The organism is Corynebacterium sp. HMSC074E01 (assembly GCF_001808885.1).
Lineage (GTDB): Bacteria > Actinomycetota > Actinomycetes > Mycobacteriales > Mycobacteriaceae > Corynebacterium.
On record NZ_KV794805.1, the window covers coordinates 20369 to 46100 of the forward strand.

27 protein-coding genes are annotated in these 25732 nt (G+C 62.7%); 12 read left to right on the forward strand and 15 right to left on the reverse strand.

The window, feature by feature from the left end; all coding sequences use genetic code 11:
• The first annotated feature begins 18 nt into the window (after positions 1-18).
• Positions 19-762 carry a trehalose-phosphatase gene (gene otsB / locus HMPREF2537_RS00160; protein WP_070524560.1) on the forward strand — a complete coding sequence of 248 codons (744 nt, stop codon included), beginning with the start codon at positions 19-21 and terminating at the stop codon, positions 760-762.
• Here the strand turns inward: otsB and HMPREF2537_RS00165 are convergent.
• Entirely contained in the window at positions 759-1844 is a 1086-nt protein-coding gene (locus HMPREF2537_RS00165; RefSeq protein WP_070524562.1) for a LacI family DNA-binding transcriptional regulator, read from the reverse strand. The two genes, otsB and HMPREF2537_RS00165, sit on opposite strands and share 4 nt — an antisense overlap.
• 72 nt (positions 1845-1916) lie before the next feature.
• Between HMPREF2537_RS00165 and HMPREF2537_RS00170 the strand changes: the two genes are divergently transcribed.
• The 4 genes from HMPREF2537_RS00170 to HMPREF2537_RS00185 are packed head-to-tail and all read left to right on the forward strand — an operon-like array spanning position 1917 to position 5514.
• Positions 1917-3023 carry a metal ABC transporter solute-binding protein, Zn/Mn family gene (locus HMPREF2537_RS00170; RefSeq protein WP_070524564.1) on the forward strand — a complete coding sequence of 369 codons (1107 nt, stop codon included), beginning with the start codon at positions 1917-1919 and terminating at the stop codon, positions 3021-3023.
• Complete coding sequence (locus HMPREF2537_RS00175; protein WP_070524566.1) at positions 3024-3725, forward strand: metal ABC transporter ATP-binding protein; 702 nt, start codon at positions 3024-3026, stop codon at positions 3723-3725.
• The gene (locus HMPREF2537_RS00180; protein ID WP_210383594.1) at positions 3703-4665 is read left to right on the forward strand and encodes a metal ABC transporter permease; all 963 of its coding nucleotides are present in this window, start codon (positions 3703-3705) and stop codon (positions 4663-4665) included. The genes HMPREF2537_RS00175 and HMPREF2537_RS00180 overlap by 23 nt, the downstream gene beginning before the upstream one ends.
• A 9-nt stretch (positions 4666-4674) precedes the next feature.
• Positions 4675-5514 (forward strand): CE1 family esterase, encoded by an 840-nt coding sequence (locus HMPREF2537_RS00185; RefSeq protein WP_070524571.1) that lies wholly within the window; start codon positions 4675-4677, stop codon positions 5512-5514.
• Between the two features lie 33 nt (positions 5515-5547).
• Here HMPREF2537_RS00185 and HMPREF2537_RS12305 read toward each other — a convergent pair whose 3' ends face one another.
• The 8 genes from HMPREF2537_RS12305 to HMPREF2537_RS00220 all read right to left on the reverse strand — a co-directional run bounded on the left by HMPREF2537_RS12305 (position 5548) and on the right by HMPREF2537_RS00220 (position 11774).
• Positions 5548-5829, reverse strand: coding sequence for an ATP-binding cassette domain-containing protein (locus HMPREF2537_RS12305; protein WP_080550367.1), 282 nt, complete (start codon positions 5827-5829; stop codon positions 5548-5550).
• A gap of 305 nt (positions 5830-6134) precedes the next feature.
• A complete protein-coding gene (locus tag HMPREF2537_RS00190) occupies positions 6135-6785 on the reverse strand; it encodes an AAA family ATPase (RefSeq protein ID WP_010188886.1) in 651 nt (216 codons plus the stop codon).
• The gene (locus HMPREF2537_RS00195; protein WP_246818734.1) at positions 6782-7459 is read right to left on the reverse strand and encodes an AAA family ATPase; all 678 of its coding nucleotides are present in this window, start codon (positions 7457-7459) and stop codon (positions 6782-6784) included. The genes HMPREF2537_RS00190 and HMPREF2537_RS00195 overlap by 4 nt, the downstream gene beginning before the upstream one ends.
• Before the next feature lie 75 nt (positions 7460-7534).
• A complete protein-coding gene (gene rlmB, locus HMPREF2537_RS00200; RefSeq protein ID WP_070524573.1) occupies positions 7535-8485 on the reverse strand; it encodes a 23S rRNA (guanosine(2251)-2'-O)-methyltransferase RlmB in 951 nt (316 codons plus the stop codon).
• A 42-nt stretch (positions 8486-8527) separates the two neighbouring features.
• On the reverse strand, positions 8528-9934 hold the full coding sequence (gene cysS, locus HMPREF2537_RS00205) for a cysteine--tRNA ligase (RefSeq protein WP_070524575.1): 1407 nt from the start codon (positions 9932-9934) through the stop codon (positions 8528-8530).
• Positions 9935-9981: 47 nt separating this feature from the next.
• Positions 9982-10464, reverse strand: a complete 483-nt coding sequence (gene ispF / locus HMPREF2537_RS00210) for a 2-C-methyl-D-erythritol 2,4-cyclodiphosphate synthase (protein ID WP_070524577.1) — start codon at positions 10462-10464, stop codon at positions 9982-9984.
• On the reverse strand, positions 10457-11218 hold the full coding sequence (ispD, locus tag HMPREF2537_RS00215; protein ID WP_070524579.1) for a 2-C-methyl-D-erythritol 4-phosphate cytidylyltransferase: 762 nt from the start codon (positions 11216-11218) through the stop codon (positions 10457-10459). Before ispD ends, ispF begins: the two co-directional genes overlap by 8 nt.
• On the reverse strand, positions 11190-11774 hold the full coding sequence (locus HMPREF2537_RS00220) for a CarD family transcriptional regulator (protein ID WP_010188874.1): 585 nt from the start codon (positions 11772-11774) through the stop codon (positions 11190-11192). Before HMPREF2537_RS00220 ends, ispD begins: the two co-directional genes overlap by 29 nt.
• Positions 11775-12062: 288 nt before the next feature.
• On the opposite strand from HMPREF2537_RS00220, the gene HMPREF2537_RS00225 reads away from it, so the two are divergent.
• Entirely contained in the window at positions 12063-12638 is a 576-nt protein-coding gene (locus HMPREF2537_RS00225) for a hypothetical protein (RefSeq protein ID WP_070524581.1), read from the forward strand.
• A 203-nt stretch (positions 12639-12841) separates the two neighbouring features.
• Positions 12842-14224: a DNA repair protein RadA gene (gene radA / locus HMPREF2537_RS00230; protein ID WP_070524583.1), complete on the forward strand. Its 1383-nt coding sequence runs from the start codon at positions 12842-12844 to the stop codon at positions 14222-14224.
• Here the strand turns inward: radA and HMPREF2537_RS00235 are convergent.
• Entirely contained in the window at positions 14211-14951 is a 741-nt protein-coding gene (locus HMPREF2537_RS00235) for a hypothetical protein (RefSeq protein WP_070524585.1), read from the reverse strand. The genes radA and HMPREF2537_RS00235 overlap by 14 nt on opposite strands.
• 107 nt (positions 14952-15058) lie before the next feature.
• Positions 15059-15682: a carbonic anhydrase gene (locus tag HMPREF2537_RS00240; protein ID WP_070524587.1), complete on the reverse strand. Its 624-nt coding sequence runs from the start codon at positions 15680-15682 to the stop codon at positions 15059-15061.
• 41 nt (positions 15683-15723) lie between these two features.
• On the opposite strand from HMPREF2537_RS00240, the gene HMPREF2537_RS00245 reads away from it, so the two are divergent.
• On the forward strand, positions 15724-16584 hold the full coding sequence (locus HMPREF2537_RS00245) for an HhH-GPD family protein (RefSeq protein WP_070524589.1): 861 nt from the start codon (positions 15724-15726) through the stop codon (positions 16582-16584).
• Here the strand turns inward: HMPREF2537_RS00245 and HMPREF2537_RS00250 are convergent.
• Complete coding sequence (locus tag HMPREF2537_RS00250) at positions 16550-17866, reverse strand: threonine/serine exporter family protein (RefSeq protein ID WP_070524593.1); 1317 nt, start codon at positions 17864-17866, stop codon at positions 16550-16552. The two genes, HMPREF2537_RS00245 and HMPREF2537_RS00250, sit on opposite strands and share 35 nt — an antisense overlap.
• A complete protein-coding gene (locus HMPREF2537_RS12310; RefSeq protein WP_010188861.1) occupies positions 17866-18036 on the reverse strand; it encodes a DUF4236 domain-containing protein in 171 nt (56 codons plus the stop codon). The genes HMPREF2537_RS00250 and HMPREF2537_RS12310 overlap by 1 nt, the downstream gene beginning before the upstream one ends.
• 62 nt (positions 18037-18098) lie before the next feature.
• On the opposite strand from HMPREF2537_RS12310, the gene HMPREF2537_RS00255 reads away from it, so the two are divergent.
• Positions 18099-19325: a lipase family protein gene (locus HMPREF2537_RS00255; RefSeq protein WP_070524595.1), complete on the forward strand. Its 1227-nt coding sequence runs from the start codon at positions 18099-18101 to the stop codon at positions 19323-19325.
• Between the two features lie 18 nt (positions 19326-19343).
• Here HMPREF2537_RS00255 and HMPREF2537_RS00260 read toward each other — a convergent pair whose 3' ends face one another.
• Entirely contained in the window at positions 19344-20177 is an 834-nt protein-coding gene (locus tag HMPREF2537_RS00260) for a DUF1266 domain-containing protein (RefSeq protein WP_070524597.1), read from the reverse strand.
• Between the two features lie 133 nt (positions 20178-20310).
• Between HMPREF2537_RS00260 and HMPREF2537_RS00265 the strand changes: the two genes are divergently transcribed.
• The 3 genes from HMPREF2537_RS00265 (at position 20311) to HMPREF2537_RS00275 (ending at position 22697) form a co-directional block, all read left to right on the forward strand.
• The gene (locus HMPREF2537_RS00265; protein WP_070524599.1) at positions 20311-20871 is read left to right on the forward strand and encodes a hypothetical protein; all 561 of its coding nucleotides are present in this window, start codon (positions 20311-20313) and stop codon (positions 20869-20871) included.
• Positions 20871-21731: a hypothetical protein gene (locus tag HMPREF2537_RS00270; RefSeq protein WP_070524601.1), complete on the forward strand. Its 861-nt coding sequence runs from the start codon at positions 20871-20873 to the stop codon at positions 21729-21731. The genes HMPREF2537_RS00265 and HMPREF2537_RS00270 overlap by 1 nt, the downstream gene beginning before the upstream one ends.
• A 75-nt stretch (positions 21732-21806) precedes the next feature.
• Positions 21807-22697 carry a cation diffusion facilitator family transporter gene (locus HMPREF2537_RS00275; protein WP_070524604.1) on the forward strand — a complete coding sequence of 297 codons (891 nt, stop codon included), beginning with the start codon at positions 21807-21809 and terminating at the stop codon, positions 22695-22697.
• 154 nt (positions 22698-22851) lie between these two features.
• Here HMPREF2537_RS00275 and HMPREF2537_RS00280 read toward each other — a convergent pair whose 3' ends face one another.
• Positions 22852-25635, reverse strand: a complete 2784-nt coding sequence (locus HMPREF2537_RS00280) for an ATP-dependent Clp protease ATP-binding subunit (RefSeq protein WP_070524605.1) — start codon at positions 25633-25635, stop codon at positions 22852-22854.
• Positions 25636-25732 lie beyond the last annotated feature (97 nt).

Sequence of the window (25732 nt, forward strand, 5' to 3'; positions counted from 1 at the left end):
AGCGCTAGGGTGGGGACCATGATTGATGCCCTTGCCTCCGCTGAACACCTCGCGGTCGTTTCCGACTTTGATGGCACCTTGGCAGGCTTTGCCCGTAACGCATATGAAGTAAGCCCAGAGCAGCGCTCGCTCGATGCCCTGGCCGCCCTAGCTCAACTCCCGAACACTACCGCCGCGGTGCTCTCTGGCCGGCACCTAGAGGGCCTAAAACAGGTGTGCCCGCTGCGCGAACCGGTGCTTTTTGGCGGCTCACACGGAGCTGAGTCCTCGTGGGAAGACTCCGCGCTAACCCCGGAGATGGAAGCCCACCTGGCTAAGAAGGAAGCAGAGCTCAAGGAAGTCATCGCCCGCCACCCCGGCGCGGAATTGGAAATCAAGCCCTTCCAGCGCGTGCTGCACCTGCGCGCATTGGAATTACAGGACCCGGACGCCGCGGCCGCAGCCTATGCGGAGGGAGAGGCCCTAAGCGCCGATGGTTTCCCCAAGACTGCGGGCAAGTGCGTCGTCGAGTTCTCCGCAACGCAAGCCACGAAAGGCACGTGGATTGAGGCCCTCCGCCAGCGCGTCGGCGCCACGGCGGTGGTCTTCTTAGGGGATGACACCACCGATGAAGACGGCTTCGCCGTGCTCAACCAGCCGCCAGACCTCGGCGTCAAGGTCGGCGAGGGAGATACGCAAGCCGCTTTGCGTGTGCCCGATATCTGGGCCGTATCCGATTTTCTGGAAGAACTCGCCGCCGCACGCGCGCAGCACAGCGCTTAAGCTCCGGCCGGGGCCACTGTGCGCCCAGGGTGGAAGGTGGTCTCCAACAACACGCGCGGCACCTCGCCGCGCCCCTCGATAAGTCCCGCCAGCATGCGCCCGGCTGCTGCCCCTTTCTCTTTATTCGGTTGCACGACGGTGCTTAGCCCCAGCGCCAGGGCGGGCGCGATCCCGTCGAATCCGGTGACGGACAGCTGCTCGGGAACAGCAATTCCATGTTCGCGCGCATAAGCCATCACGCCGAGCGCCATCGAGTCCGTCGTGCACAACACCGCTGTGAGATCCGGGTGCTTAGTCAGCAGTTCCTCCGCGGCCGCATAGGCCGTACGCGGATCGTTGATGTGACGCGCCACCACGGGGATATGTGCAGGATCGAGGCCGGCTTGCTCGAAGACATCAAGCGCACCCAACACACGCGAGCGCTGGACGTGCATGTCCGCCGCGGCGAGCTGCGCGGCCGTCACTTCGCCGTCGAGACGCTCACGGTGCAGGCGGATGGTGAGGATTCCGATGCGGATATGGGAGGCGTCGACAAGCGCCTGCGCCGCCGGAGCGATCGCGGCGCGGTCATCGATGCCCACGAAGGGCAGGCCCGAGTCTGTGGGCTGGTCGCACACCACCACCGGCAGGCCGCGGCGCCGCACTGCTTCAAGGTAAGCATCACCCGCCGCCACGGAATAGACCACGAAACCGTCGACGGCAGCCGACCCTACGAGCTGCGCTGCCTGGGCGTCACTAGGAGCACCGACGGTATCTGGACCAGCGGGAATAAGGGTAAGCGTTGTGCTCGCCCCCGCTGAGGCCTCCGCCATCCCGGCGAGGAAGTCCACCGAGGCCATGTCTTCGAAGGCATAGGAGAGGTGCTCGGTGAGCAGGACCCCCAGCGAGCCCTGGCGGCGCGTGCGCAGGCTGCGCGCGGTGGGATCCGGGCCGGTGTAGCCGCGCTCAGCCGCGGCGGCGAGGATGCGCTCGCGGGTGGCAGGCGCCAGCTGGTCCGGGCGGTTATACGCGTTGGACACCGTGGTGGGAGACACCCCAAGTTCGGCGGCCAGGGAGGCCAGCGTCGTGCTGCGTTTGGACATGACGGTAACACTACCCGTTTTCAACTCATTATCATTTGACAACAATTTTCACTAACGCGTACAAATAGGGACATGACCACTTCCTTCTCACGCCGTGCTTTCCGACGTCCCACCGCTCTCCTCTTCGCCGCCACCTTGGGCGCTGCCACGCTGAGCGCCTGCTCTTCCAGTGGCGATAGCGCCGACGGCGGCTCGGATGCCGGTTCCGACAAGGAGACAATTCAGGTCGTCGCCTCGACCTCCATCTGGGCTGACGTGGCCCAGGCGGTGGTCAACACCGCGCAGACCGACGTGAACATCGACGTCCACCCCATCGTGAGTGGCAATAGCGTGGACCCGCACCACTTCGAGCCCACCGCTGCAGATATCGCCCGCGCCAACGAGGCCGACGTCATCATCGCCGGGGGCGGCGGCTACGATGCCTGGCTCTACCAGGCCGTCAAGAACCAGGACCAGATCATTCACGCCCTCCCGCTCACCGCACACGATCATGGCGATCATGATCATGGAGAAGAACACGACCATGCGCATGACCATGACGAACATGGTCATGAAGAAGGACACGAGCATGCGCACGACCATGACGAGCATGCGCATGACCATGACCACGCTCACGAAGGCGAGACCGTGACCATGGACGAGGCCAAGAAGATCGCCGCCGAGCACCCCGAGCAGATCACCAACATCGATGGCAACGAGCACGTGTGGTACGACGCCGCAGCCATCGAGAAGGTGGCGACCGAAGTGGCCGAGCTCGTTAACGAAACCAACCCGGAAGCCAAGGCCACTGCTGATCCGCTAGTCGAGCGCGTGGAGGGCCTGAAGGCACGCATCGAGAAGCTCCCGCAGCGCAACTACGCGCAGACCGAGCCCATCGCGGACTACATCTTCAAATACACCGAGAGCACCGACGCCACCCCGGAGGGCTACCGCAAGGCCACCGTTGCTGAAGGCGAGCCCACCGCCGCCGATTTGGCCCGCTTCCTTGAGGACATCAAGCAGGACAAGATCGACCTGCTCATCTTCAACCCGCAGACCGAAACCGACATGACCAAGCGAATCCGCGCCGCCGCCGAGGACAAGAACATCCCGGTGGTAGAGATTGGTGAAACCCCGCCGGAGGAGACCAACTTCCTCGACTACTACGAAGAAGTCGTCAATGCACTCGAGGCTGTGTAAGTGCTCATCTCTTTTAAAAATGCCGCAGTAGAACCACTGTGGTCGGACATGAACCTCGCCGTAGACCGCGGCGAGTTCATCGCCGTTTTAGGCCCCAATGGCGTGGGCAAGTCCACGCTGCTGGGAACCATTTTGGGCACCCGCCAGCTCACTGCGGGCAGCGTGGACGTTGGCTGCCGCGTGGGCTTTATCCCGCAGCAAAGAATGTTCCCGCAGGACCTGCCGCTGCGCGCCCGGGATCTCGTGTCGCTGTCCCTAGCACACGGCACGGTGCGCAACCGGCGCCCTGCCCGGGGACGCGTCGACGAGCTCCTCGCTGAGGTCGGTGCCACCGGAATTGCCAACCGCCGCGTGGGCCAGCTCTCCGGCGGGCAGCAACAGCTCATCCGCCAAGCCCAAGCCCTGGCCAATGACCCAGAACTCATCCTCGCGGACGAGCCGCTATTGTCCTTGGACCCGGCGCGGCAACAGGCAACCGTCGAGAAGCTCAATGCGTGGCGCCACGAGCGCGGCACCTCCGTGTTCTTCGTTACCCACGGCATCAACCCGGTGCTGGGCGTGGTGGATAAGGTGCTCTACCTTGCGCCCAATGGTCACATGTTCGGCACGGTCGATGAGGTCATGCGCTCCGAGGTGCTCTCGGAACTCTATGGCTCCTCCGTGACCGTTCTCAACGTCGATGGGAGGCTCATCGTTGTCTAGATTCATCGAAGATACCCAGTACCTGCTGGGCGTTGATTTCGTGCAATCCTCGCTCATCGCCTGCGCGCTGCTGGGAATCCTCTCCGGAGTGATGACCTCACTCATCGTCCTGCGCCAGATGTCCTTTTCCGTGCACGCCACCTCAGAGCTCGCGCTCATGGGCGCGGCCGCGGCTTTGCTGTTCGGCCTCAACATCGGCTTTGGTGCGATTGCTGGCGCCATCGTCGCGGCCATCATCCTGGCGGTTCTGGGGTTGAAAGGCCAACAAGACAGTGCCATCGGCGTGGTCATGAGCTTTGGCCTGGGCCTCTCGGTGCTCTTTTTGCACCTCTACCCCGGCAACGCCAAGACCGCGATGACGCTCCTGACGGGACAGATCGTCGGCGTTTCTTCCGCGTCGGTGTGGCTGCTCGCCGCCACGACCGCCATCATCGTTGCCGTGGTGGCGTTGTTCTGGCGCCCGCTGCTCTTCGCTTCTGCGGATCCCGTCATGGCCCAAGCCGCCGGCGTGCCGGTGAAGTCCTTGGCGGTCTGCTTCGCCATCCTCGTGGGCCTGACGGCCGCGCAGTCGGTGCAGATCGTCGGTTCCCTTCTCGTCATGGCGCTGCTCATTACCCCGGGCGCAGCGGCGGTACAGATTACCTCCTCCCCGCTGCGCGCGGTGGTGTGGTCCACCATCTTCGCGGAGGTCTCCGCCGTGGGCGGCCTGATCCTCTCCCTGGCGCCGGGCCTGCCCGTCTCGGTCTTCGTCACGAGCATCTCTTTTGTTATTTACCTGGTCTGCCGCGGCATCGGCTGGGCTCGCAGCCGCAAGGCCGTCCGCGACGACGTCGCCGCCCGCCGCGCCTCCCAGGAACACTTCCGCGCCGCCACCGATCGCGCCGACGCCGAGACACACCACACCTCGACGCACGATGAGCACTGCGCGCATCAGGATTAGGCTAGATGCGTGACTTTGGAACGCCGTAGCCTCGAATTACAAGACCGCACCCGCACGTACCTCGTGTACCGCCCGAATGATGACGTCGAGCGCCAGAGAGACCTCCTCCTGTTCTTCCACGGCTCCCTGCAATCCGCGAACGTCATCCGCCGCTTCACTAACGGCACGTTCGATGACCTCGCCACCCGCCACGGCATGCTTGCGGTCTACCCCACCGGCGTGGAACAGCACTTTAACGATGCCCGCGCCACCCTGCCCGTCGCCGCGCGCGAACTGGGCATCGATGACGTCGCCTTCACGCGCGCCATCCTCGACGAGCTGCGCGCGGAGCAGGAGATTGGCCGCGTGTTCCTCTGCGGCTTCTCCAACGGCGGGCAGATGGTTATCCGCTTGCTCTTCGACGCCCCCGGGCTTGCCGATGCCGCCTGCGTCTTCGCCTCCACTCTCGGCGCCGGCGCCAACCATGCGCCCACCAATCCGGACTCGGCGTACCAACCCACCCCGGTCATGTTCGTCCACGGCACGGGCGACCGGCTCGCGCCCTATACGGGCGGAACGGCGGGCATTGACCCGAAGCGCACCCGCGGTGCCGTCACCGGCGCGCAGGAGAACGCCGCACGCTTCGCGGAGCTCAACCATGCCGCCGGCCCAGAGCGCACCCACCTTTTCCCCGACACCGTTGTCGACCGCTGGGAGCCGGCAGACGCCACCGGCGCGCCGGTCGAGCTCGTGAGCGTCGAGGGCATGGGCCACGTCATCCCGTCGGGCAACGAGCTGGACCCACGCCTGGGTAAAAACACGGATTCCTTCATCGCTGCCGAGCTCGTGGAGGAATTCTTCGGGCTCTAGACTGCACGTGCGCCCCATCGTGTCTCACTCCACTCAGCCCCAACCTCGGGTCGAGGCCGTTCGTAGGTGAGCGTCGAGAAGCAATAATTGTGGATTACCGACCAGTGCTTTGGCGATTCCTAGACGCTGTTTCATACCGAGCGAAGCATGCTCGCAGGAAACACTGTGGTGCAATGAAAGGCCTACAAGGGATAAAAGATCCTTCAGTTCATCATTCAGTGAACCTTGTTGTAGTGGTCGGCAATGTCGTTGACGATCGCGTAGAGGTCGCGTTCCATCGCGTAGGTTTTCTTTTCTCGCGTACTGACTAATCACACTTGCAACCCGTTGTTATCTAGAGAATTATTACGTCCCAGCGTGATGTTGCACACGTCTGTGCATGTATGTACTCTCGATGTCACGGTTTGCTGGCGAAGATTCTTCAAGTTACCCGCAGCTGAATCTGTACAAGGTGAAAACGGCAGGCAAAGGACCGAGTCGTCCTCGTCTCTAAGCCGTGGAACCCCAATCCTCCAGAACCTTGTATTCGGCACACGCACGCAATCTGAATGTTCAAGATGTGAAGTACTGGCCAGCAACCAAGAAGTAAAGATCGCCATCCAGCTTTCTCGGCCCTGAATCTAGCATCCGGAGGCGTAGAGAAACTCACGCAACGACTGAAACGCCAGCGTCTGTGTCACGTCGCGCAGCTCAAGGAAGAACCCATCTTCTGTAATTTCAACAATCCGCGCACCGGGGATGGCTGCCACAATCGGCGAGTGCGTCACCACGATGAACTGCGCACCCGCCTCCGCGGCGCGATGGATTTCCGCCATGAGCGTCATCTGCCGCACGAGCGAAAGCCCAGATTCCGGCTCGTCGAGGATGTAGAGCCCGCGCCCATCAAAGGAACGCTGCACGACGTCCATGACGGACTCGCCATGCGACATCGCGGTCGAACCAACGTTGTAGTGCGCCTCCGCTCGCAGGAAGTAGCCGTCCTTGGGCGCGGTACCTAGCCGCAGGCTCGCCCACCTCCGGAGGGGATTGATGGGACCGGCGGAGCGCTGCACACCCCATATCCCACCGCGCTCAGGAAAGCCGTACTCGAAGGCAATGCCCTCGGCGAGCGTCGACTTTCCTACCCCGTTGTCCCCGGTCAGCACGGTCACCGGCGCACGCAGGTCCAGTCCTTGGCGTCGCAGCGCCACGAAACCAGGAACGGAGGACACCCACTCAGGTCCGTGGCCGCCGTCCAGCGCGGCATAGGCGTCGACATAGAAGTCTCTCATTCGCCCTCCCCAATAAGAAACGCGGCGGTCCCCAATGGATCGGCAAGGAACTCGCGCGCGGCGTGGACAGCTTCCGTCGCTTCGGGAGCGACGGGCGCAATCCCCTTGTCGCCGAACGCGTAGACGGTCGCGCCTTGCATGCTGAGGAAGACTGGCGAGTGCGTCGCGAGGATGACCTGCGCGCCCTGGGCGGCGAGGCGCTCGAGCTGCGTGACAACCTCGACCTGCCGGGGATAGGACAAGCCGTCTTCCGGCTCGTCGAGAATGATCATTCCGTCAGAATGGAAGCGTCTCTCGACGAGGGCGAGCAGACCCTGGCCGTGGCTGAGAAACGGCAGGTCACTGAGCGGATCGGGATTCTCCGGGCTGTGGATCTGGTGGTGATACTCGCTCAAGTTGAGGAAGGTCTCGCCGCGCAAGAAGTACACGTCGCGCGGGTTGTGCGCCCGCGAGCAGATGAGCCACTCGGGATAGTCCTCGTCGCCGGTGGCAAACCGGGCGTGGCGCGAGCCGCCCTCGGGATTGACGCCAAGCCCCACGGCGATGGCCTCGAGCAGCGTGGATTTTCCGGCGCCGTTATCCCCCACGACGACGGTCACGGGCGTAGGCAAACGCAAGGCGCCGCCGGGCAGCGCTGCGATGAGCACGCCCAGGCGGCGCATGTGTTCCGGCACGCCGGGCAGTCCCTCCCCAATAAGCTCCGGGGCGGGACGCACACTCGTGAGGAACATGGCGACGAAAGCGTGAGCCTACTTCTGGGCCGCGCGACGCTGGCGGGCGAACTCGGAAAGCACCGCACCTGCCGCCACGGAGGCGTTGAGGGATTCAACCCAGTCGGTCATGGGGATGGACATGATGGCATCGCAGTTCTCGCGGACGAGGCGCGAAATGCCTTTGCCCTCAGAGCCGATGACGATGACAACGGGGTCGGTGCCACCGTTGTAAGTATCGAGGGTGTGCTCGCCTCCCGCATCCAGGCCAACAACCTGGTAGCCGGCCTTCTGGAAGTCCTGGACCGTGCGGGTCACGTTGGTCACGCGAGCCACCGGCAAGCGCGCGGCGGTGCCGGCGGAGGTACGCCAGGCCACCGCGGTGACGGAGGCGGAGCGACGCTCTGGGATGATGACACCATGGCCGCCGAAGGCCGCGACGGAGCGGATGACTGCGCCGAGATTGCGCGGGTCGGTGATGTTATCGAGGATGACGAACATACCCGGTTCCTGGGCATCGCGGGCCCGATCCATCAGGTCATGAACGTCGGCATACTTGTACGGCGGGATCTGCAGACCAATGCCCTGGTGCATGCCGTTACCGGTCATGCGATCCATCTCGTGGCGCTGGACCTCAAGGATCGGGATGTTGCGGGTATTGCACATGGCCACTGCCTCCGACAGGCGGGCATCATTACGCGTGCCCTGCACGATGTAGAGGGAGGTAGCAGGCACCTTGGCGTGCAGGCACTCGATGACCGGATTGCGGCCGACGACCATCTCCGCGGTCTCCTTGTGGTGGCGGCCCGAATTACGGCGCTCGCGCTCCAGCTTCGCCTTGTGCTTGGCGTGGTAGATACGGTCCTCGGCCTTGGGCGTGGGCCCCTTGCCGGCTAGGCCCTTGCGGCGCTGGCCGCCAGAACCTTTCGTGGCGCCCTTCTTATTCGTCTTGCGGATACCTGCGCCGCCGCGGCCATGGGTACGTGCCATAGTTCTTCTCCTTATGTTGTCCTCGGCCTATGCCAAGGACGGTTAATCCGCCAGGGACCAGGTGGGGCCGTCGGCGGTGTCGATGATGGTAATACCCGCGGCTGCAAGGCGGTCGCGCACGGCGTCCGCAGTAGCCCAATCCTTTTCTGCGCGGGCGGTGGTGCGACGCTCCAGTTCGGCCCGAACGAGAACGTCCAGGGCCGCTTCAGCGCCGCTTTCTTCGGCACTATCTTTCCACTGTTCATCCAAGGGATCAAAGCCAAGAACCGCGGCCATGGCGCGCACGGCACCGGCAAGACGCTCGGCTTCCTCCCGGTTGCCTTCACTGAGCGCCTTATTGCCCGCGCGCACGGTGGTGTGGATTTCCGCCAGCGCCTTCGGCACAGCAATGTCATCGTTCATTGCTTCCTCGAAGGCCGGGGTCCACTCGCCCTTCTCGACACCCTCGAACTTGCCCACAAAGTCCTCGATGCGGCGATAGCCCGCCGCGGCCTCGGTCAGTGCTGCCTCCGAGTATTCCAATACCGAGCGGTAGTGCGCGGAACCCAAGTAGTAGCGCAGCTCCACCGGGCGGACGATCTCCAGCATGTTGGCAATGGAAAGCACGTTGCCCAGGGATTTCGACATCTTCTCTCCGGCCATGGTGACCCAGTGGTTGTGCATCCAGTAGTTGGCAAACTTGTCACCCGCCGCATGCGACTGCGCAATCTCGTTCTCGTGGTGCGGGAACTGCAGGTCCAGGCCGCCGCAGTGAATATCAAACTCGCCGCCCAGGTAATAGGTCGACATGGCCGAGCACTCCAGGTGCCAGCCCGGGCGGCCCTTGCCCCACGGGGTAGGCCAAGATGGCTCGCCCGGCTTAGCCGCCTTCCACAGCGCAAAGTCCTGCGGGCTGCGCTTGCCCACGGCATCCGACTCGCCCTGCTCCATGTCCTCGACGCGGTTGCCAGACAACGCACCATAGTCCGAGCCTTCCGTGGCATTCCACGCCGCGACGTCGAAGTAGACGGAACCGGAATCACCTTCGCCAGGCACGGCATACGCGAAGCCGGCGTCGATAAGCCGCTGCATGTACTCCACCATCTGCGTCACAAAGCCCGTCGCGCGCGGCTCTACAGAGGGCGGCAAAACGCCCAGGGTGTTATAAGCCTTGGTGAACTCGCGCCCATAGGTGGATACCCACTCCCACCAAGGGCGATTATTCTCGGCTGCCTTGGTGAGGATCTTGTCATCGATATCGGTGACGTTGCGCACCAAGGCCACGTCATAGCCCTGCGCGATAAGCCAGCGCCGCAGAATGTCGAAGGCGACGCCGGAGCGCAGGTGGCCAATGTGCGGCTGGGACTGCGGGGTGGCACCGCACAGGTAGATCGACGCTTGGCCGGGGCGAACCGGCTCGAACTCACGTTGGCTGCGGGTGGCGGTATCAAAAATGCGCAAAGTACTCACCCGGCCTAGTCTAATTGACTCGGGCGCGGCGGCTAGCGCGAGACGGCTTAGGCGCGCCAGACCACGGCGGTTGCCACGGCAGCGCGGCCCTCCTTACGGCCGGTGAAACCGAGATGATCCGTCGTCGTCGCAGAGACGGACACTGGGGCACCGAGAATTTCGGTCAGCACGGACTCGGCTTCTTTCCGCCGCGGGCCCATCTTGGGGCTCTGTCCAACCAACTGTGCGGCGGCGTTGCCGATAATGAAGCCTTCCTTCTCCAGCAACTCGCGGCACTCGCGCAGCAGCTGGGCACCGGAGACCCCGTCGTACTCTGGCCGGCCCACGCCGACGAAGGAGCCGAGGTCGCCGAGGTTGGAGGCGGAGAGCAGGGCGTCGACAAGCGCGTGGCTCACCACGTCACCATCGGAGTGGCCCTCGCAGCCATCCGCGTCCTCGAAGAGGAGACCTGCGATCCAGCAGGGCTTTCCGGGCTCGATCTGGTGGGCGTCGGTGGCGATTCCCACACGCGGGATAATCGGGTTAGTCACTAGGCACCTCGAAGATGGTCGGTTCGGCCTCATCCGTCACGGCCTTGGCCAGGACGAGGTCGATGGGGGTGGTGATCTTGAAGGCGAAGGTATCTCCCTGCACGGTCTCCACGCGCTCGCCGTGCCATTCCATGAGGCTGGCGTCATCGGTGGCGACGAAGTCAGGGTCCTGCGCCCAATAGTCTAGGTTGGCGCGGCGCAGCGCAGCCAGGTCAAAACCTTGCGGCGTCTGCACGGCACGCAAGCGGGAACGGTCCGGGGTGGACAGGACCGTCTGGCCCTCCACCTCTTTGATGGTGTCCGCCACGGGAAGGACCGGGATGACTGCGGTGGCACCGTCGAGCACGCGCTTGGCGACGCGCGCGATCATCCCCGGCGGCGTCAATGCACGGGCGGCGTCGTGGATGAGCACCACGGCATCCTCATCCGGGATGGCCTGCAGACCCGCCCAGACGGAATCGGCGCGCTCACCCCCGCCGTGGACGATGCGCACGGGAACATCAGAATCGATGCGGTTGAGGATACTGGCGGCATAACCCTCCATGGAGGGGCTAACGAGAACAATGATCTCATCGACGAATTCCGAGGTGATCATGGCCCGGACGGAACGCTCCAGCAAGGTGCGCCCGCGCAGCTCCACGTAGGCCTTGGGAACCTCGGCCCCGAGGCGCGTCCCCTGACCGGCGGCCGCGACGAGAGCAATGACGCGGGCGGTGGAACGGGTATTAGTCTTCGTCGTCGAAGGAGAGGTCATCGAGATCGACGTCATTGTCAATGTCGGTGGTAATGGACTTGTCCTCCACCAGGCCGGCGGCGCGGTGGCGCTCGATGGTGGCGTTGATTTCCTCCATCATGGTGTCAGCCTTCTTCTCATCAACCGGCTTGGCAAGGGAGAGCTCACCGACCAGAATCTGGCGGGCCTTGGCCAGCATGCGCTTCTCGCCGGCGGACAGGCCGCGGTCCTGGTCGCGGCGCCACAGGTCACGCACGACTTCCGCCACCTTGTTGATATCGCCGGAGGCGAGGCGCTCCTGGTTGGCCTTGTAGCGGCGGGACCAGTTGCCGGCCTCCTCAACGTCTACTTCGCGCAGGACGGAGAAGACCTTTTCGAGGCCTTCCTTGCCCACGACATCGCGCACGCCCACCATCTCAACGTTCTTGGAAGGCACACGGACCACCAGGTCGGACTGGTTGATTTGGAGAACGAGGTATTCGAGCTCCTCGCCGCCCATCTCCCGCGTTTCAATCGCCGTAATCTTGGCGGCGCCGTGGTGGGGGTAGACGACGACCTCTCCGACCTTAAATTCCATTGCCACTCCTTGTGAAGCCTTTGAGACGATGCCCATCGTGTGCGCTCGGCGTACTCTCGGTGGGCCGCATATACAGGGAGTCTATTCTAGCACGCTGCTTTCTACCCCTCCTCCCCCGCCCAGGTGCTGCGCACTGACTGCACTACACCACAATGGCGGCTGATATAAAGCCCGGCTACCCCCGGTCTACCCAAGGGGTTTAGCGGAAACTGTGTGCTTTCCCCCCAGAGGTACTAGGCTAAAGCGTTGATAAGCTTTGTGATCGCAATTCAATGGAGGACACTCACAGTGCAGTCCCTGAAGTCCGCCGCTCGCTGCGGTGCCATCATGTCAGTTACCGCCCTCTCCGCGCTGGCCTTGGCGTCCTGCTCGGCCGGTCATGTTGCGCAGACCGCGGAAAAGGTGATTGCTGTCGACGGCGCATCCGCAAGCTCCGAAGATGGCAAGGTGGCCGTACGTGACGTCACCATTCAGGTTGAGCCGGACACCGGTGAGACCTCCCTGAAGTTCGTCGCCGTTAACCAGGGCTACAAGGTTGATGACGTTACCCTCGAGTCCGTCAGCGTCGATGGCCAGGACGTCCCTCTGGAAGGCGTCGAGCCGCTTCCGCGTGATCATGCCCTCTACGCCGATTCCCAGGCGAACCTGGACCGCCTCCCCAAGGATGGCAAGGACGAAAAGATCACCTACGTGACCACCTCCCTGGAGAATGAGGACTATGGCTTTGGCGGCTCCCGCCCGGTGACCTTCACCTTCAACACCGGCACCATTGAGGTTGATGCCACCGTGTCTGCCTCCCCGCTGCAGTCCGGCAACTATGACCGCGACCCGCAGTCCACCGAGGGCTACGCCGAGAACAAGTAGGCCTTTTCTTCATAGAAACCGCCCCAGCTGCCAAAGTTGCAGCCCGTGATTCAAAGTTCCGGGAAAACTTTGGCAGGTGGGGCGGTTTCTTTTACGTTTTTACATAGCGTTAAGAGAGAGAAGAAGAGCCGTCCCGCGGTACATGGCCTGCACCGTCCTGCAGGCTGACGTCGATGTCCACGCGGCTTACTAGAGTGAGAAGCATGGCAAAAAAGGTTCGTCCCGTCCACACCTGCTCCGAGTGTGGCTTCGTCTCCCCCAAGTGGCTTGGCCGCTGCCCCGAGTGTGGCTCTTGGGGAACGCTTCAGGAAACCGCGGCGGCAGAGAGCGGTACTGCTGCCCAAGCTGCGGTGTCTGGGCGCCGTCCCACAGGCCTAACACCGACGAGCCCGGCGGTGCCGATAACCAAAGTGGGCGCGTCAGCAACGAAGGCCATCAATACCGGCATTGGGGAGCTTGACCGAGTCTTGGGCCGCGGCATCGTCCCCGGTTCGGTGGTGCTTATGGCGGGTGAGCCGGGAGTCGGCAAATCCACGCTCCTGCTTGAAGTCGCTTCCCGCTGGGCGCAGCTAGGGCGCACTGCGCTTTATGCCACCGCAGAAGAATCCGCCGGGCAGGTCCGCGCCCGCGCTGAGCGCACAGGGGCTTTGCACGAGACGCTCTACCTCGCGGCTGAGTCGAACCTCGACGTTGTCTTTGGGCACGTAGAGCAGCTCGAACCCAGCCTGCTCATCGTGGACTCCGTTCAAACCATGCACGCCGCCGGAGTCGAAGGCGTGGCCGGCGGCGTGGCGCAGTCGCGCGCGGTGACCGCTGCCCTGACCACGCTGGCCAAAACCACCGGCATCCCCATCCTCCTCGTCGGGCACGTGACTAAAGACGGCAACGTCGCCGGCCCGCGCGTGCTTGAGCACCTCGTGGACGTCGTCCTGAATTTTGAAGGTGACCGTCAATCCTCCCTGCGCCTTCTCCGGGGCCTGAAGAACCGCTTCGGTGCCACCGATGAGATGGGTTGCTTCGAGCAAACTGCGGCCGGTATTCGGGAGGTCACGGATCCTTCTGGCCTCTTCCTCTCCCACCGCGGCAGCACCCCGGATGGCTCGGCGGTGACCGTCGCCATGGATGGTGTGCGCCCGATTCTGGCTGAGGTCCAGGCTCTCACCGTAGATCCAGTGGCGAAGAACCCGCGACGCGTGGTGACGGGGCTTGATGCCAACCGCGTTCCCATGGTGCTCGCGGTGTTGCAGGCCCGCGCGGGCGAACGCACCAATGACAAGGATGCCTATGTGGCCACGGTGGGCGGCATGAAGATTCAGGAACCGGCAACGGACCTTGCCGTGGCCCTTGCCACGTGGTCCTCCTTGCACGAGCGGCCTTTGCCGCCGAAGACCGTGGTCATTGGGGAGGTTGGCCTCGCCGGCGAGGTGCGCCGCGTGCCCAACTTAGACCGCCGTTTGGCGGAAGCTACCCGCTTGGGTTACCGCTACGCCATCGTCCCGCCCGGAAAGGTGGAGGTCAGCGGGGGCATGCAGGTGCGCCAGGCAGCGACGCTAAGCGAAGCAATCGCTGCGCTTAAAGCAGATTGAAGGGGAGCGCCGGGGAGTAGTTCTCACCGATGACGGAGTGCAAGAAATAAGCACCTGGCTCAGCGTCCTCGCGGTCGGTGCACTTGCCTGGCTCGGAGCGCTTACGGGACCAATCCGCTTGGAAGTAGCGGGTCTCACCGGATTTGAAGGTCTGCTTGCCGGTTTCCACCGAGGCATAGCAATCGGTATCGGCCCACACGCGCTCGTTAGAGCCCATCTTGTAAACCTCGAAGCGCAGCTGTTCCTCATCCAGATCGATGGAGCAATCTGCCGTCGTCGGGTTAAAGACCTCCAAGTAGAAGGTCGGCATCTTATCGGCCGGAACGCTGTCCTCGTTAGTCTTGGCCAGCACCTTGAGGTCTTGGAGGGAACACGTCTTCTTGGTGGGATCGACGGTCAACTCCCCCGGCTTCGCCTCAGACGATGGCGCTTCCTTGTCCTGCTCGCCTTCCTTCGGCTCAGCAGATTCCGAGGCTTCAGCGGATCCCTCGGCCGCGGTGGACTCGGTTGTCTCGACCGGCGAGGTGGTTTCCTTCGAAGGTGCCAAGGTATCCGAAGCCGCTGCCTGCTGCGATTCCGTTCCCGGTTCCTCCGAACCGCTAAAAAGCGCGGTGGCAGCCCAAATAAGAACGATCACGAGTACCAAGATCGCCACGAGCGCGGCGACGCGACGGCGCACATAGATCTCTCGCGGCAGCTGCTTCGGGGTACGGGATGGCTCAGTCACAGCTCTTAGTTTAAGGGGACCGAAGCCTAACCCGGGCCAGCCCGGGGCCGCGTGTCTTGAGCAGCAGCTTCTATGCACTCACCCGAGTAACCGGGTGAGTACAACGGTTACTTCACGCCGTGTAGGACGACGGTTTCCACGCTAGAATCCTCAAGGAGGTAGCGCAGGCCGACGATGCCGAGCGTGCCGGCGTCGAGAAGCCGGCGTGCAGCCGGAATATCGGAGATGATCTGGGAAACCACCTGCGCGGTGTTTTCGCGCTCGAAGTCAGCGCACTCTTCGCGGCCATCGCGCTTGGCCACCAGCGAGGCCGCGGCAACTTGCTCGATGATCGGGCGCTGCAGGCCCGTGGGCAATTCGCCACCATCCAGGAAGGCCTTAGCCGCGCCCACTGCACCGCAGGACTGATGCCCCATGACAACGAGCAGGTTGGCGTGGAGATTTTCTAAGGCGTAATCCAGCGAGGCCATCACCGCGCTGTCCAAAATGTGGCCCGCGGTGCGGATAACGAAGGCATCGCCGAAACCAATGTTGAACACGTGCTCGATCGGCGCGCGGGAATCGGAACAGGCCAACACAATGACGCGCGGGTCTTGCCCCTGGGTCAGCCCGGCGCGCAGCTTCGCATCCTGGTTAACGTCGATGAGGTTGCCCGTAACCAGGCGATGGTTACCTTCCTGGAGGGCTTCCCACACTTTCTGTGGATTCTGAGGAACTTTAGCTAGAGGCATGTTTCTTAGCTTAGTCCTCAGAGCCCTACACTGAGGTGCCTATGGATACCCAAGCTGTCGTGGAATGGTTCGATGCCCATGAGCGCCCCTTGCCGTGGCGCCGGCCGGGCACCTCAGCGTGGGGTGTGCTCTTAAGCGAGGTTATGAGCCAACAAACCCCGGTCGCTCGCGTGGCCCCACAGTGGGAGGAGTGGATGCACCGCTGGCCTACCCCACAAGACCTCGCGGCGGCATCCAAAGCAGATGTGCTGCGCGCCTGGGGAAAGCTGGGCTACCCGCGCCGCGCGTTGCGCTTGTGGGAGTGCGCGAAGGAGATTGGTGAGGGGGAGGTTCCGGGGGACGTCGCCAAGCTCATGGCGTTACCGGGGATCGGTGAGTACACCGCCCGTGCTGTGGCCTGTTTCCATTTTGGCCACAACGTTCCGGTGGTGGATACCAACGTTCGCCGCGTCTATGCCCGCGCAGAGGAGGGGCGCTTCCTCGCGCCACCTCCCGCAAAACGCGAGCTGGCGCAGGTAGAAGCTTTGCTTCCGGAAGAGAACGGCCCGCGCTTTTCCGCCGCACTCATGGAACTCGGCGCCTTGGTGTGCACGGCCAAGAACCCGGACTGTGCCGCCTGCCCCATCAAAGCCTCGTGCGCTTGGCAGCTCGCGGGCTGCCCGGAGCCTAGTGAGGAGGAGGCCGCGCGGGCGAAAAAGCGCGTGCAGAAGTTCACCGGCACGGACCGGCAGGTGCGCGGGCTGCTTCTCGACGTCCTCCGCGCCACCCCTCATCCCGTCGAGCAATCCGCGCTCGACGCGGTATGGCCAGATGCGGCACAGCGCTCGCGCGCACAAGCCTCACTACTCGAGGATGGGTTGATGGATGTCAACGACGAGGGTTTGTTCCACCTGCCGCACTAGGCACGTGTGAGAAGTCGATGAGGTGGCCGAAGGTCCAGTCGCGGTCAGTCAACAGGCGGGCGAGGATGAGCCCGCAGCCAATGGCCGCCACGGCCATCGAGGCGGTAGCGAAGTTGCTCAACGCCTGGTCCATGTTGCCCACGTTGAGGTGATAGACGGTACGGAACATGGCGGTGCCCGGGATCATGATGACGGACGCGGGCACCGTCGTGGTGATGCGCGGTAGGTGTGCGCGTTTGGAGGCCACCGCGCCCAAAAGCCCCACGATGAGACCGCCGGCGAACGCGCCGACGTAAGTCGTGGCCCCGACCCCGATGAGGATTAGGCGTACGAGGTTAGCCACCGTACCCACCGCGGCCGCCACGAGCACCATCCGGCGCGAGGAGTTAAAGAGGAACGCGAATCCGGAAATGCCCAGGAAGCTGGCTGCTGCGGCGGCGAGGTACCACACAGGTGCATAGTCCGGGATTCCCGGTTCCGGGGTCAGCTCCGTGGTCCAGCTGACCAACGCCACGGTAAAGGTCGCAGCGGTGATCACCGTCAGCGCGTAAGTCAGGCGGGATAACCCGGCCTCGAAGTCGAAGCGCGCGAGATCAATGAGCGCGGAGAACAACGGGAAACCGGGAATGAGGAAAAGTACGGCGGCCACATAGCCCGAAGAAAACTCCGATGGATCCGCCACTCCGGCGGCGGCCACGGCCTCGGTGGTGAAGAAGTACACGAGGCTAGCCACCGTTCCAGCCGCCACGATGCAGCCCAGCTGGTGAACGTGCTTGCCGTGTAGGACCGCGCGGGTGAGCTGGCCACAAAAAGCGGCGAGAGCCACCAGCAGAATCGCCAGCGGCGTAAAGAAGTTCAGGACCGCGAAAGAGGCGCACGCAATCGCCGCCGCGGCCGCCAAGAACCAACGATTCCACCGCTTGACCACCCTCGACTCGATGGAATCAAGCATCTCCGTGAGCTCTTCAGCCGTAATGCCCGCGTACAGCCTGTGATGGGTAAGGTCCTCCAACGCCTCAATGCGGGAGGCGTCGACGGCGGGTGAATGCTGCTGGGCCACCACGGTGCGAAACTCGCGGCCGCGGTGAAACGTGCATGTTATCTGGGTGACGCCGACGTTGGCGTCGAGCCGATCAAAGCCGAGCGCGCGGGCGGCACGCTTCATGCCGCGCAGCACGCGGTAGCCGGACGTTCCCGCACCCATGAGCATCATGCCTAGGCGCAGGACGACGTCGGCCTCGTACCCCATGCGGACATAGTCGCTGTTGGGGTGAGAAGTCATTAGCGCCAGCGTCCCCGGAAGTTCAGACCGCCGGGCAGGTTGACCCACATGCCGCCGCGGGAGTTAAAGGTTACGGGGCCGACCTTCGTCGACATCGACGCACCGGAGCCGGAAACGTTGATCCAGCTGTTCTTTCCGGTCTTCTTGCGCTTACGAAAATAGATTCCCATGCGCGCTAGCTTAGCGCAGCGAAGTCGCTGCACCCCAGCGAAAGAAGGATTAGTCTAACGACATGAAACTGATCTCTCCCCGCGCCCTCCTAGCCGCCCTCGCACTCGCGGCTACCGCACTGGCACCCGCAGTGGCATCGGCGGCGCCCGGCACGCCGGTCTCCTCGCATCCGATCGATCACGTGGCTGCCATCTCCGGAGTCAAAGCCGAGAAGATTTCCTACGAATCCACCCTCATGGACGGCCGCCTCACCACCGTCACGGGTGTCATTTACGAGCCTTCCGCTGCGTGGAACGGCCCAGGTGAGCGCCCCACCATCGTCTTCGCACCCGGTACCCGCGGCGCGGGTGATCAGTGTGCACCGTCTAATGCCGCACAATCGGTGGGCAACCTCGCTCTGGGTCCGGCCAACCAGGTCACCATCAATATGAACTACGAGTACGCGCTCTATCAATACGCCGCGCAACAGGGCGTGCGCGTGGTCACGACGGACCTGGCTGGTCTCGGCACGCCAGGTCACCACACCTACGTCAACCACGTTGAGGAAGCGCACGCGGTTCTCGACGCCGCCCGCGCCACCCTCCGCCACGTCAACGCGCCGGCCGATGCCCCCGTTGGCTTCGCCGGCTATTCCCAGGGTGGCGGCGCCGCCGCGGCCGCAGCCGAGTACGCGGCAACCTATGCTCCTGAGCTCAACGTCAAAGGCACCTACGCCGGCGCCCCACCGGCTGATCTCTTCGAGGTTATGAACGCGGTCGATGGCTCCTCCATCGTTCACGTTTTGGGCTATGCCATCAACGGCTATGCGGAGCGCAGCCCTGATTTTTATAACGAGATCGTCACCGAGATGAACCCGCGCGGCATGCACTTCCTCGCCAGTGCCGCCCACGCCTGCATCGGCGATTCGATCGCGACGTGGGGCTTTACCCATACCAGCCAGCTGACCAAGACGGGTGAGTCCTTCGGCGAGCTCGTCCGACGCAAGCCAGCCGCCGCCCAGATGCTCGCGGAGCAACGACTGGGCCAGCGTGCCCTCAACGCCCCGATGTTGGTCATGAACTCCCCCACCGATGACCTCATCCCCTACGAGCAGTCCCGCACGATGGCGGGCAACTACTGCTCACTCGGCGGCACCGTCCAGTTTGAGGCCGCGAACCCCGTCGATATTCTCCCCCGCTCTGGGGCTAACCACGCCGTTGGCATCATCAGCTCGGTTCCACGCGGCGTGGATTATCTGATTGACCGCTTCAAGGATGTCCCTGCACCCTCTAACTGCCAAGCTTCCTAAGGGCTTAGTGCAGAGGCTCTAGTGCAAACCGCCCAGGGATGCGAATGGCTCCTCGGCCTGGATGTCGTGCAAGGGCACGCGCACCCAAGGCGAATCACTGTGTGCGAGCAGCTCGGTGAGCCGTTGCGATTGATCCTTCATCGCAGCGGTGACGTCGGGCTCACCATCACTCGCCCAGATCATTCGGCCCCACCAGAAACTTGCGGCTACGTCAGCCCACGACACGAAGTAGCGCTGCAGGGTCGCCACGGCCTTGTCCGAAATCTGAAGGAACTCTTCTGGAGAGATCCACCCCAGCTCCGTTGCCGGGCCACCAACGTTGTGAACACGGATTATGTCCCATGCGCGCGTAGTGGTGGGCAGTGCCGGGGCCGCTGCTTTGGCAAAGCCCTCCGAGCGCAACATCCTTACGAGGTAGCGGAACTTATGTTCACCACGACGCGGATCCGCGCCTTGGGCAATAAAGAAGTCTTTGATGAACTCGACCTTTTCCTCCACTTCCGCATCTAGCTCGCGCTCGGGGACGTCCTTCACGGCGTATGCGAGGGGTAAAACCAGGTCATTTTCCACGTGCTGGCCACCTTCGAGCAGAGCATCAATAACCTGATACGCTTCCTGTGCACCAGTGACCCCCCAGTTTTGCTCGAGAGATGTTTTGTAGTACTTGGCCGCCCTTGCGTTGATGGCCTCAACCCCTAGCGGGGTCGCAAACGCCTTATTGCTCTTGTACACCATTCCCCAAGAGTGGCGGCGCACCTCATCTTTGCTCGGCGCCGGCTCCGGCCACGGGAACTTTGTAAGGCGGTAGATCCAAGTATCATCAAACTTTGCTGGCGTGAACGTTGAGCTCATACCCACTCAACGTACCGAGGTTTCTGGCGCGGTTCCGTGGTGCCCCATCCATCACCCCTATGCTGGGGGGTGATCTACGCCATAATTCAGCACACCCAGTCACAGTTTTTGATGGGTTGTTAGTCTCGTGTGCATGACAGGACCCCAAATTGCATTGACAGACCGGCCAGATCTCGGTGCTGCACTTAAACGTGCTGGTGATTCCGAGATTGTGCACGCTGCCGCCGCAGCCGTTGTAGAAGGCCTTGGTGTCGACGAAATTGTGCTGGAAGCCGCCGCCACGAAAGCAAGCGGGGTGGATGGTGCCGCGTTTGTCACCAACCGCAGGATCCTCGTGACCGCCGATAAGAAGGATCCAACTCATTTTGAGTTCCTTGAACTTGACAACCTAGGCAACGTCACAGTTCTGCCCTACCAGGATGGCTGGGCCGTCGTGGCTCAGCTCTACAACACATACAAAGTGTGGAGCGGGTTCACGGAAAAGGCCGCGCGTCGCGTGCAGTTTGCCGCCCAGTGGGCCCTGACCGCAGGCCGGGAGGCACGAACGGAGGCCTCGCGCACGGTGTCTTCGGAGGAACTTTTTAAACGGTGGAAAGAAAACAAGCACCGTCTCAATCGCGACAGCGTAGAAGCGCGTGTTGAGTCGATGCGCTCCCTGTATTCCGACATTGATTCACGGTGGTGGACTGAATAATGAGCCGACTTGCATACCCGGGTTCGCCCGATCACCTTAACGGGGCGGAAGACACGTCACACATCAAAGAAGGCCAGACAGTTGCGGATAATGGCTACCGCCATTTCATCAAGCATGGCTCACTACTAGACCCAGGCGCGGCTTCGAAGAATGCATCGGGCACTGCCTCCACGTCGAACCCCACCGCGGGCACGACAGGTGTCCACACCGATGGCCCGAAGCAAGGCCTCAGTGTAAAGAAGCAGCTGTTGCTCCTTCCGCTAGTAATCGCGGTCATCGTGGTGGTAGCGATTGGTTACGTCGCAGCTAAAGACGCTCTCTTTGGTGACAAGTCTGAGGATTCGGCCGCTCCTGCGCAGCCCGCCGCTGAAGCACCTGCCGATTCCGGGGCTTCCAACGGTGACACCGACGGCGCGACCGGTGGCGATTCTGCTGGCGACGCTCAAAGCGGCCTCACCCCCGCCGACCAAGCACCCGAGCCGATTGCTGACTTCGTGGAAGTGTGCACAGATTATGAAGTGATGTTCAGCTACTACGGCGCGGATAACTCCCCTGCCCCAGAAGCGAAAGGCATCAACTGTTCCGTGGATACTACGAAAGCACCTGAGGTTGGTTACGTAGTCTTCACCGATGACCCTGCCGCCACCGCTGCCGTTCGTGACGGCAAACCCGTCTTGAAGGCCGCTGAGATTTCCGCAGAATCAACGCGCGGTTCCACATTCAAGGCCCAGCGATTGGAGGCCATGTTCACTGTTCAGGAAATCCTCCCTGACGATAAGGGCATCGTTGAGTACATGATCAAGAGTGATGACCCTGAGGTGGCAAAGAAATCACTGGTAGATCTCGGCGTGGCCAAGTAAAACCGCATCGATTCGCCCACCGTTTTTCATTTTCATTTAATTGTCAATAGGCACCGGCGGTGATAGGCTGAGTGCATGGCACACGAGCACCACGACCACGATCACTCCAGCACGCCGCTGCGCGCACTTATAATCGCGCTGAGCATTACCGGCACCGTCTTCTTCGCGGAGTTGATCGGCGGCTGGTTGGCGGGTTCGATGGCGCTGATGGCGGATGCGATGCATATGCTTTCCGACGCCGCCGGGCTCATCATTGCGGTGATCGCGGTGTTGATTGGGCGTCGACAAGCATCAGCCCAGGCCACATACGGCTACCGGCGAGTGGAGGTGCTTGCGGCGCTGGCAAATGCGGTGATGGTGCTGGCGATCTCGGTGTGGATTGTCGTCGAAGCGGTGCGCCGCCTGCAGAACCCGGCCGAGGTGCAGGGCGAGGCAATGCTGATCATCGCGGTGATCGGTCTCGTGGCGAATGCGCTATCGGCGTGGGTGCTCCACCGGCACCGCGAATCCTCGATCAACGTGGAGGGCGCGTTCTTGCACGTGCTGGTGGATTTGCTCGGTTCGGTCGCCGTGATTGTGGCGGGCATCGTGGTGCTGACCACGGGGTTTGTGGCGGCGGACGTGATCGCCTCCCTCGTGATCGCGGCGATGGTGCTGCCGCGTGCCTGGCAGCTCATGCGTTTGTCGGCGAGCGTGCTACTCGAGCAGGTTCCGGCGGGCTTCGACGCCAGCGTGATCGAGCCCGCACTGCGGCAGGTCGACGGCGTTGCCGATATTCACGACCTGCACCTATGGAGCCTGGACGGAGTAAACGTGCTTACGACCGTGCATATCGTGCGCGACGGCACCGTCGACACCGGCCCACTGTTGGATGCCGCCCAGCACGCCCTGCGCGAACACGGCATCGAGCACTCCACCATCCAGATCGAGCACCCGGAGCACGAATCCCACGAGACAGTGTGCTGATTCAGTTCTAATACTGGACCGGTCATGGTGTTAAAGAGGGATTAGATTCCGCCGCGCCCGATCGCGCAAAGAAAGCCCCGAACCGCACGGAGTGTCACTCGCATGCGGTTCGGGGCTATTCCTTATGGGCCCAGTGTAGGGCCCGAGTCAGCGCTTAGAGCGGCTGGCCAGCACCGGCACCTGCCGGCGGCGGGTTGCCGTCATCACCATCATCGTTGTGGGATTCCTCAGCGGAGTCGCTACCAGACTCATCGAGGACGTCCGGGGCGACAGTGTCGGGGCCATCGGAGTCTGGGCCGTGAGTTTCGGCATCGATCTCGGTGGCGAGTTCCTCATCGGCCTCACGCACGGCGGTCTCCTCAAGCTCCTTGTCGAAGGTATCCTCCGGCAGCGGGCGCGGACGCGGGGTGAAGGTAAAGGATGCGGAAGAGTTGTCCTTGGACTCGCCGTCCCAGCCTTCAACATCCACGGTGATGATCTCACCGGCGCCAATTTCACCGAAGAGGATCTTCTCGGAGAGCTGATCCTCAATCTCGCGCTGAATGGTGCGACGCAGCGGGCGAGCACCCAAGACCGGGTCGAAGCCACGCTGAGCCAGCAGATCCTTGGCCTTCTGGGTGAGCTCGATGCCCATGTCACGCTCGGAGAGCTGCTTCTCCACGCGGGCGATGAGCAGCTCCACCATCTCGACGATCTGCTCCTGGGTGAGCTGGTGGAAGACCACAATCTCATCGATACGGTTGAGGAACTCAGGGCGGAAGTGCTTCTTCAGCTCATCGTTAACCTTGTTCTTCATGCGCTCGTACTGCGCATCCGCATCATTCTCGGAAGAGCCGGTGAAGCCCAAGCCCACGGCCTTCGAGATGTCCTGGGTACCCAGGTTGGAGGTGAAGATGAGCACCGTGTTCTTGAAGTCCACGATGCGGCCCTGACCATCGGTCAGGCGGCCGTCCTCCAACACCTGGAGAAGGGTGTTGTAGATCTCCTTGTGGGCCTTCTCGATCTCATCGAAGAGCACCACGGAGAAAGGCTTACGGCGAACCTTCTCGGTCAGCTGGCCGCCCTCTTCGTAGCCAACGTATCCCGGAGGGGCACCGAAGAGACGGGAGGCGGTGAAGCGATCGTGGAACTCACCCATATCGATCTGGATGAGGTCATCGTCCGAACCGAAGAGGAAGTTAGCCAAGGACTTCGACAGCTCCGTCTTACCCACGCCGGAGGGGCCGGCGAAGATGAAGGAACCAGAAGGACGACGCGGGTCCTTCAGACCAGCACGGGTGCGGCGGATGGCGCGGGAGACAGCCTTGACGGCATCGTCCTGGCCAATGATGCGCTTGTGCAGCTCCTCTTCCATGTTGAGGAGGCGGTTGGATTCCTTCTCGGTGAGCTTGAGAACCGGAATGCCGGTCCAGTGAGCGAGGACCTCTGCGATCTGCTCCTCACCAACCTCGGCGATTTCCTCCAAGTCACCGGAGCGCCACTGCTTTTCCTTCTCCGCGCGCTCTTCACCGAGCTTGCGCTCCTTATCGCGCAAACCAGCGGCCTTTTCAAAGTCCTGAGCGTCAATCGCTGCTTCCTTTTCCTTGCGGACCTCGGCGATGCGGTCATCGACCTCACGCAGGCCTTCCGGAGCAGTCATGCGTTTAATACGCATGCGGGCACCGGCCTCATCGAGGAGGTCGACGGCCTTATCCGGCAGGAAGCGGTCATTGATGTAGCGGTCCGACAGGGAGGCCGCTGCCTTCAGCGCTTCATCGGTGTAGGAGACACGGTGGTGCGCCTCATACTTATCGCGCAGGCCCTTGAGGATGAGGATGGTGTCATCGAGAGAAGGCTCGTCCACCTTGACAGGCTGGAAGCGGCGCTCGAGAGCAGCATCCTTCTCAATGTGCTTGCGGTACTCATCCAAGGTGGTGGCACCAATGGTCTGCAGCTCGCCGCGAGCCAACTTCGGCTTCAACAGCGAGGCAGCATCGATAGCGCCCTCAGCGGCACCCGCGCCAACCAAAGTGTGGATCTCATCGATAAAGAGGATGATGTCACCGCGCTGGTTAATCTCCTTAAGCACCTTCTTCAGGCGTTCCTCGAAGTCACCGCGGTAGCGCGAACCAGCCACCAAGGATCCCAGGTCCAGCGAGTAAAGCTGCTTATCCTTGAGGGTCTCCGGGACCTTGCCGTTAACGATATCGAGGGCCAGGCCTTCGACCACGGCGGTCTTACCCACGCCGGGCTCACCGATGAGCACCGGGTTGTTCTTCGTGCGGCGGGACAGCACCTGCATAATGCGCTCGATCTCAGAATCGCGGCCCACTACCGGGTCCAGCTTGCCATCGCGCGCCGCCTGGGTGAGGTTGCGGCCGAACTGGTCCAGCACCAGGGAGTTGGAACGCTCACCCGAGCTGCCGGGGCCGCCACGGCCACCCTGGCCAGCGCCGGCACCGGCACCGGCACCTACCGGGCCTGCACCACCCTGGGACTGGTTGCCCTCTCCCTCGTTGCCCTCATAGCCGGAGAGCAGCTGGATAACCTGCTGGCGAACACGCGGCAAGTCAGCGCCTAGCTTCGTCAGCACCTGGGCTGCTACGCCGTCGCCCTCGCGGATGAGGCCGAGCAGCAGGAATTCGGTGCCGATGTACTTGTGTCCCATCTGCAGGCCCTCACGCAGCGAGAGCTCCAGAACCTTCTTCGCGCGCGGGGTAAATGGGATGTGGCCGGTGTGCGGCTGAGAACCTTGACCAATAATCTCTTCCACCTCACGGCGGACATCCTCCAGTGAGATGCCCATGGACTCCAAGGCCTTGGCTGCTACGCCTTCGCCTTCGTGGATGAGTCCTAGGAGGATGTGCTCGGTGCCGATGTAATTGTGGTTGAGCATGCGTGCTTCCTCCTGCGCCAAAACGATGACGCGGCGAGCACGGTCCGTAAACCTCTCGAACATTACCTCTTACCTTTCGCTCTAAATGTGTCATCCACTCTAACGCGCGGGGAGGACACTCCATTCACGATTTCCCTTCCCCCCTTCCCCTAAACCAACA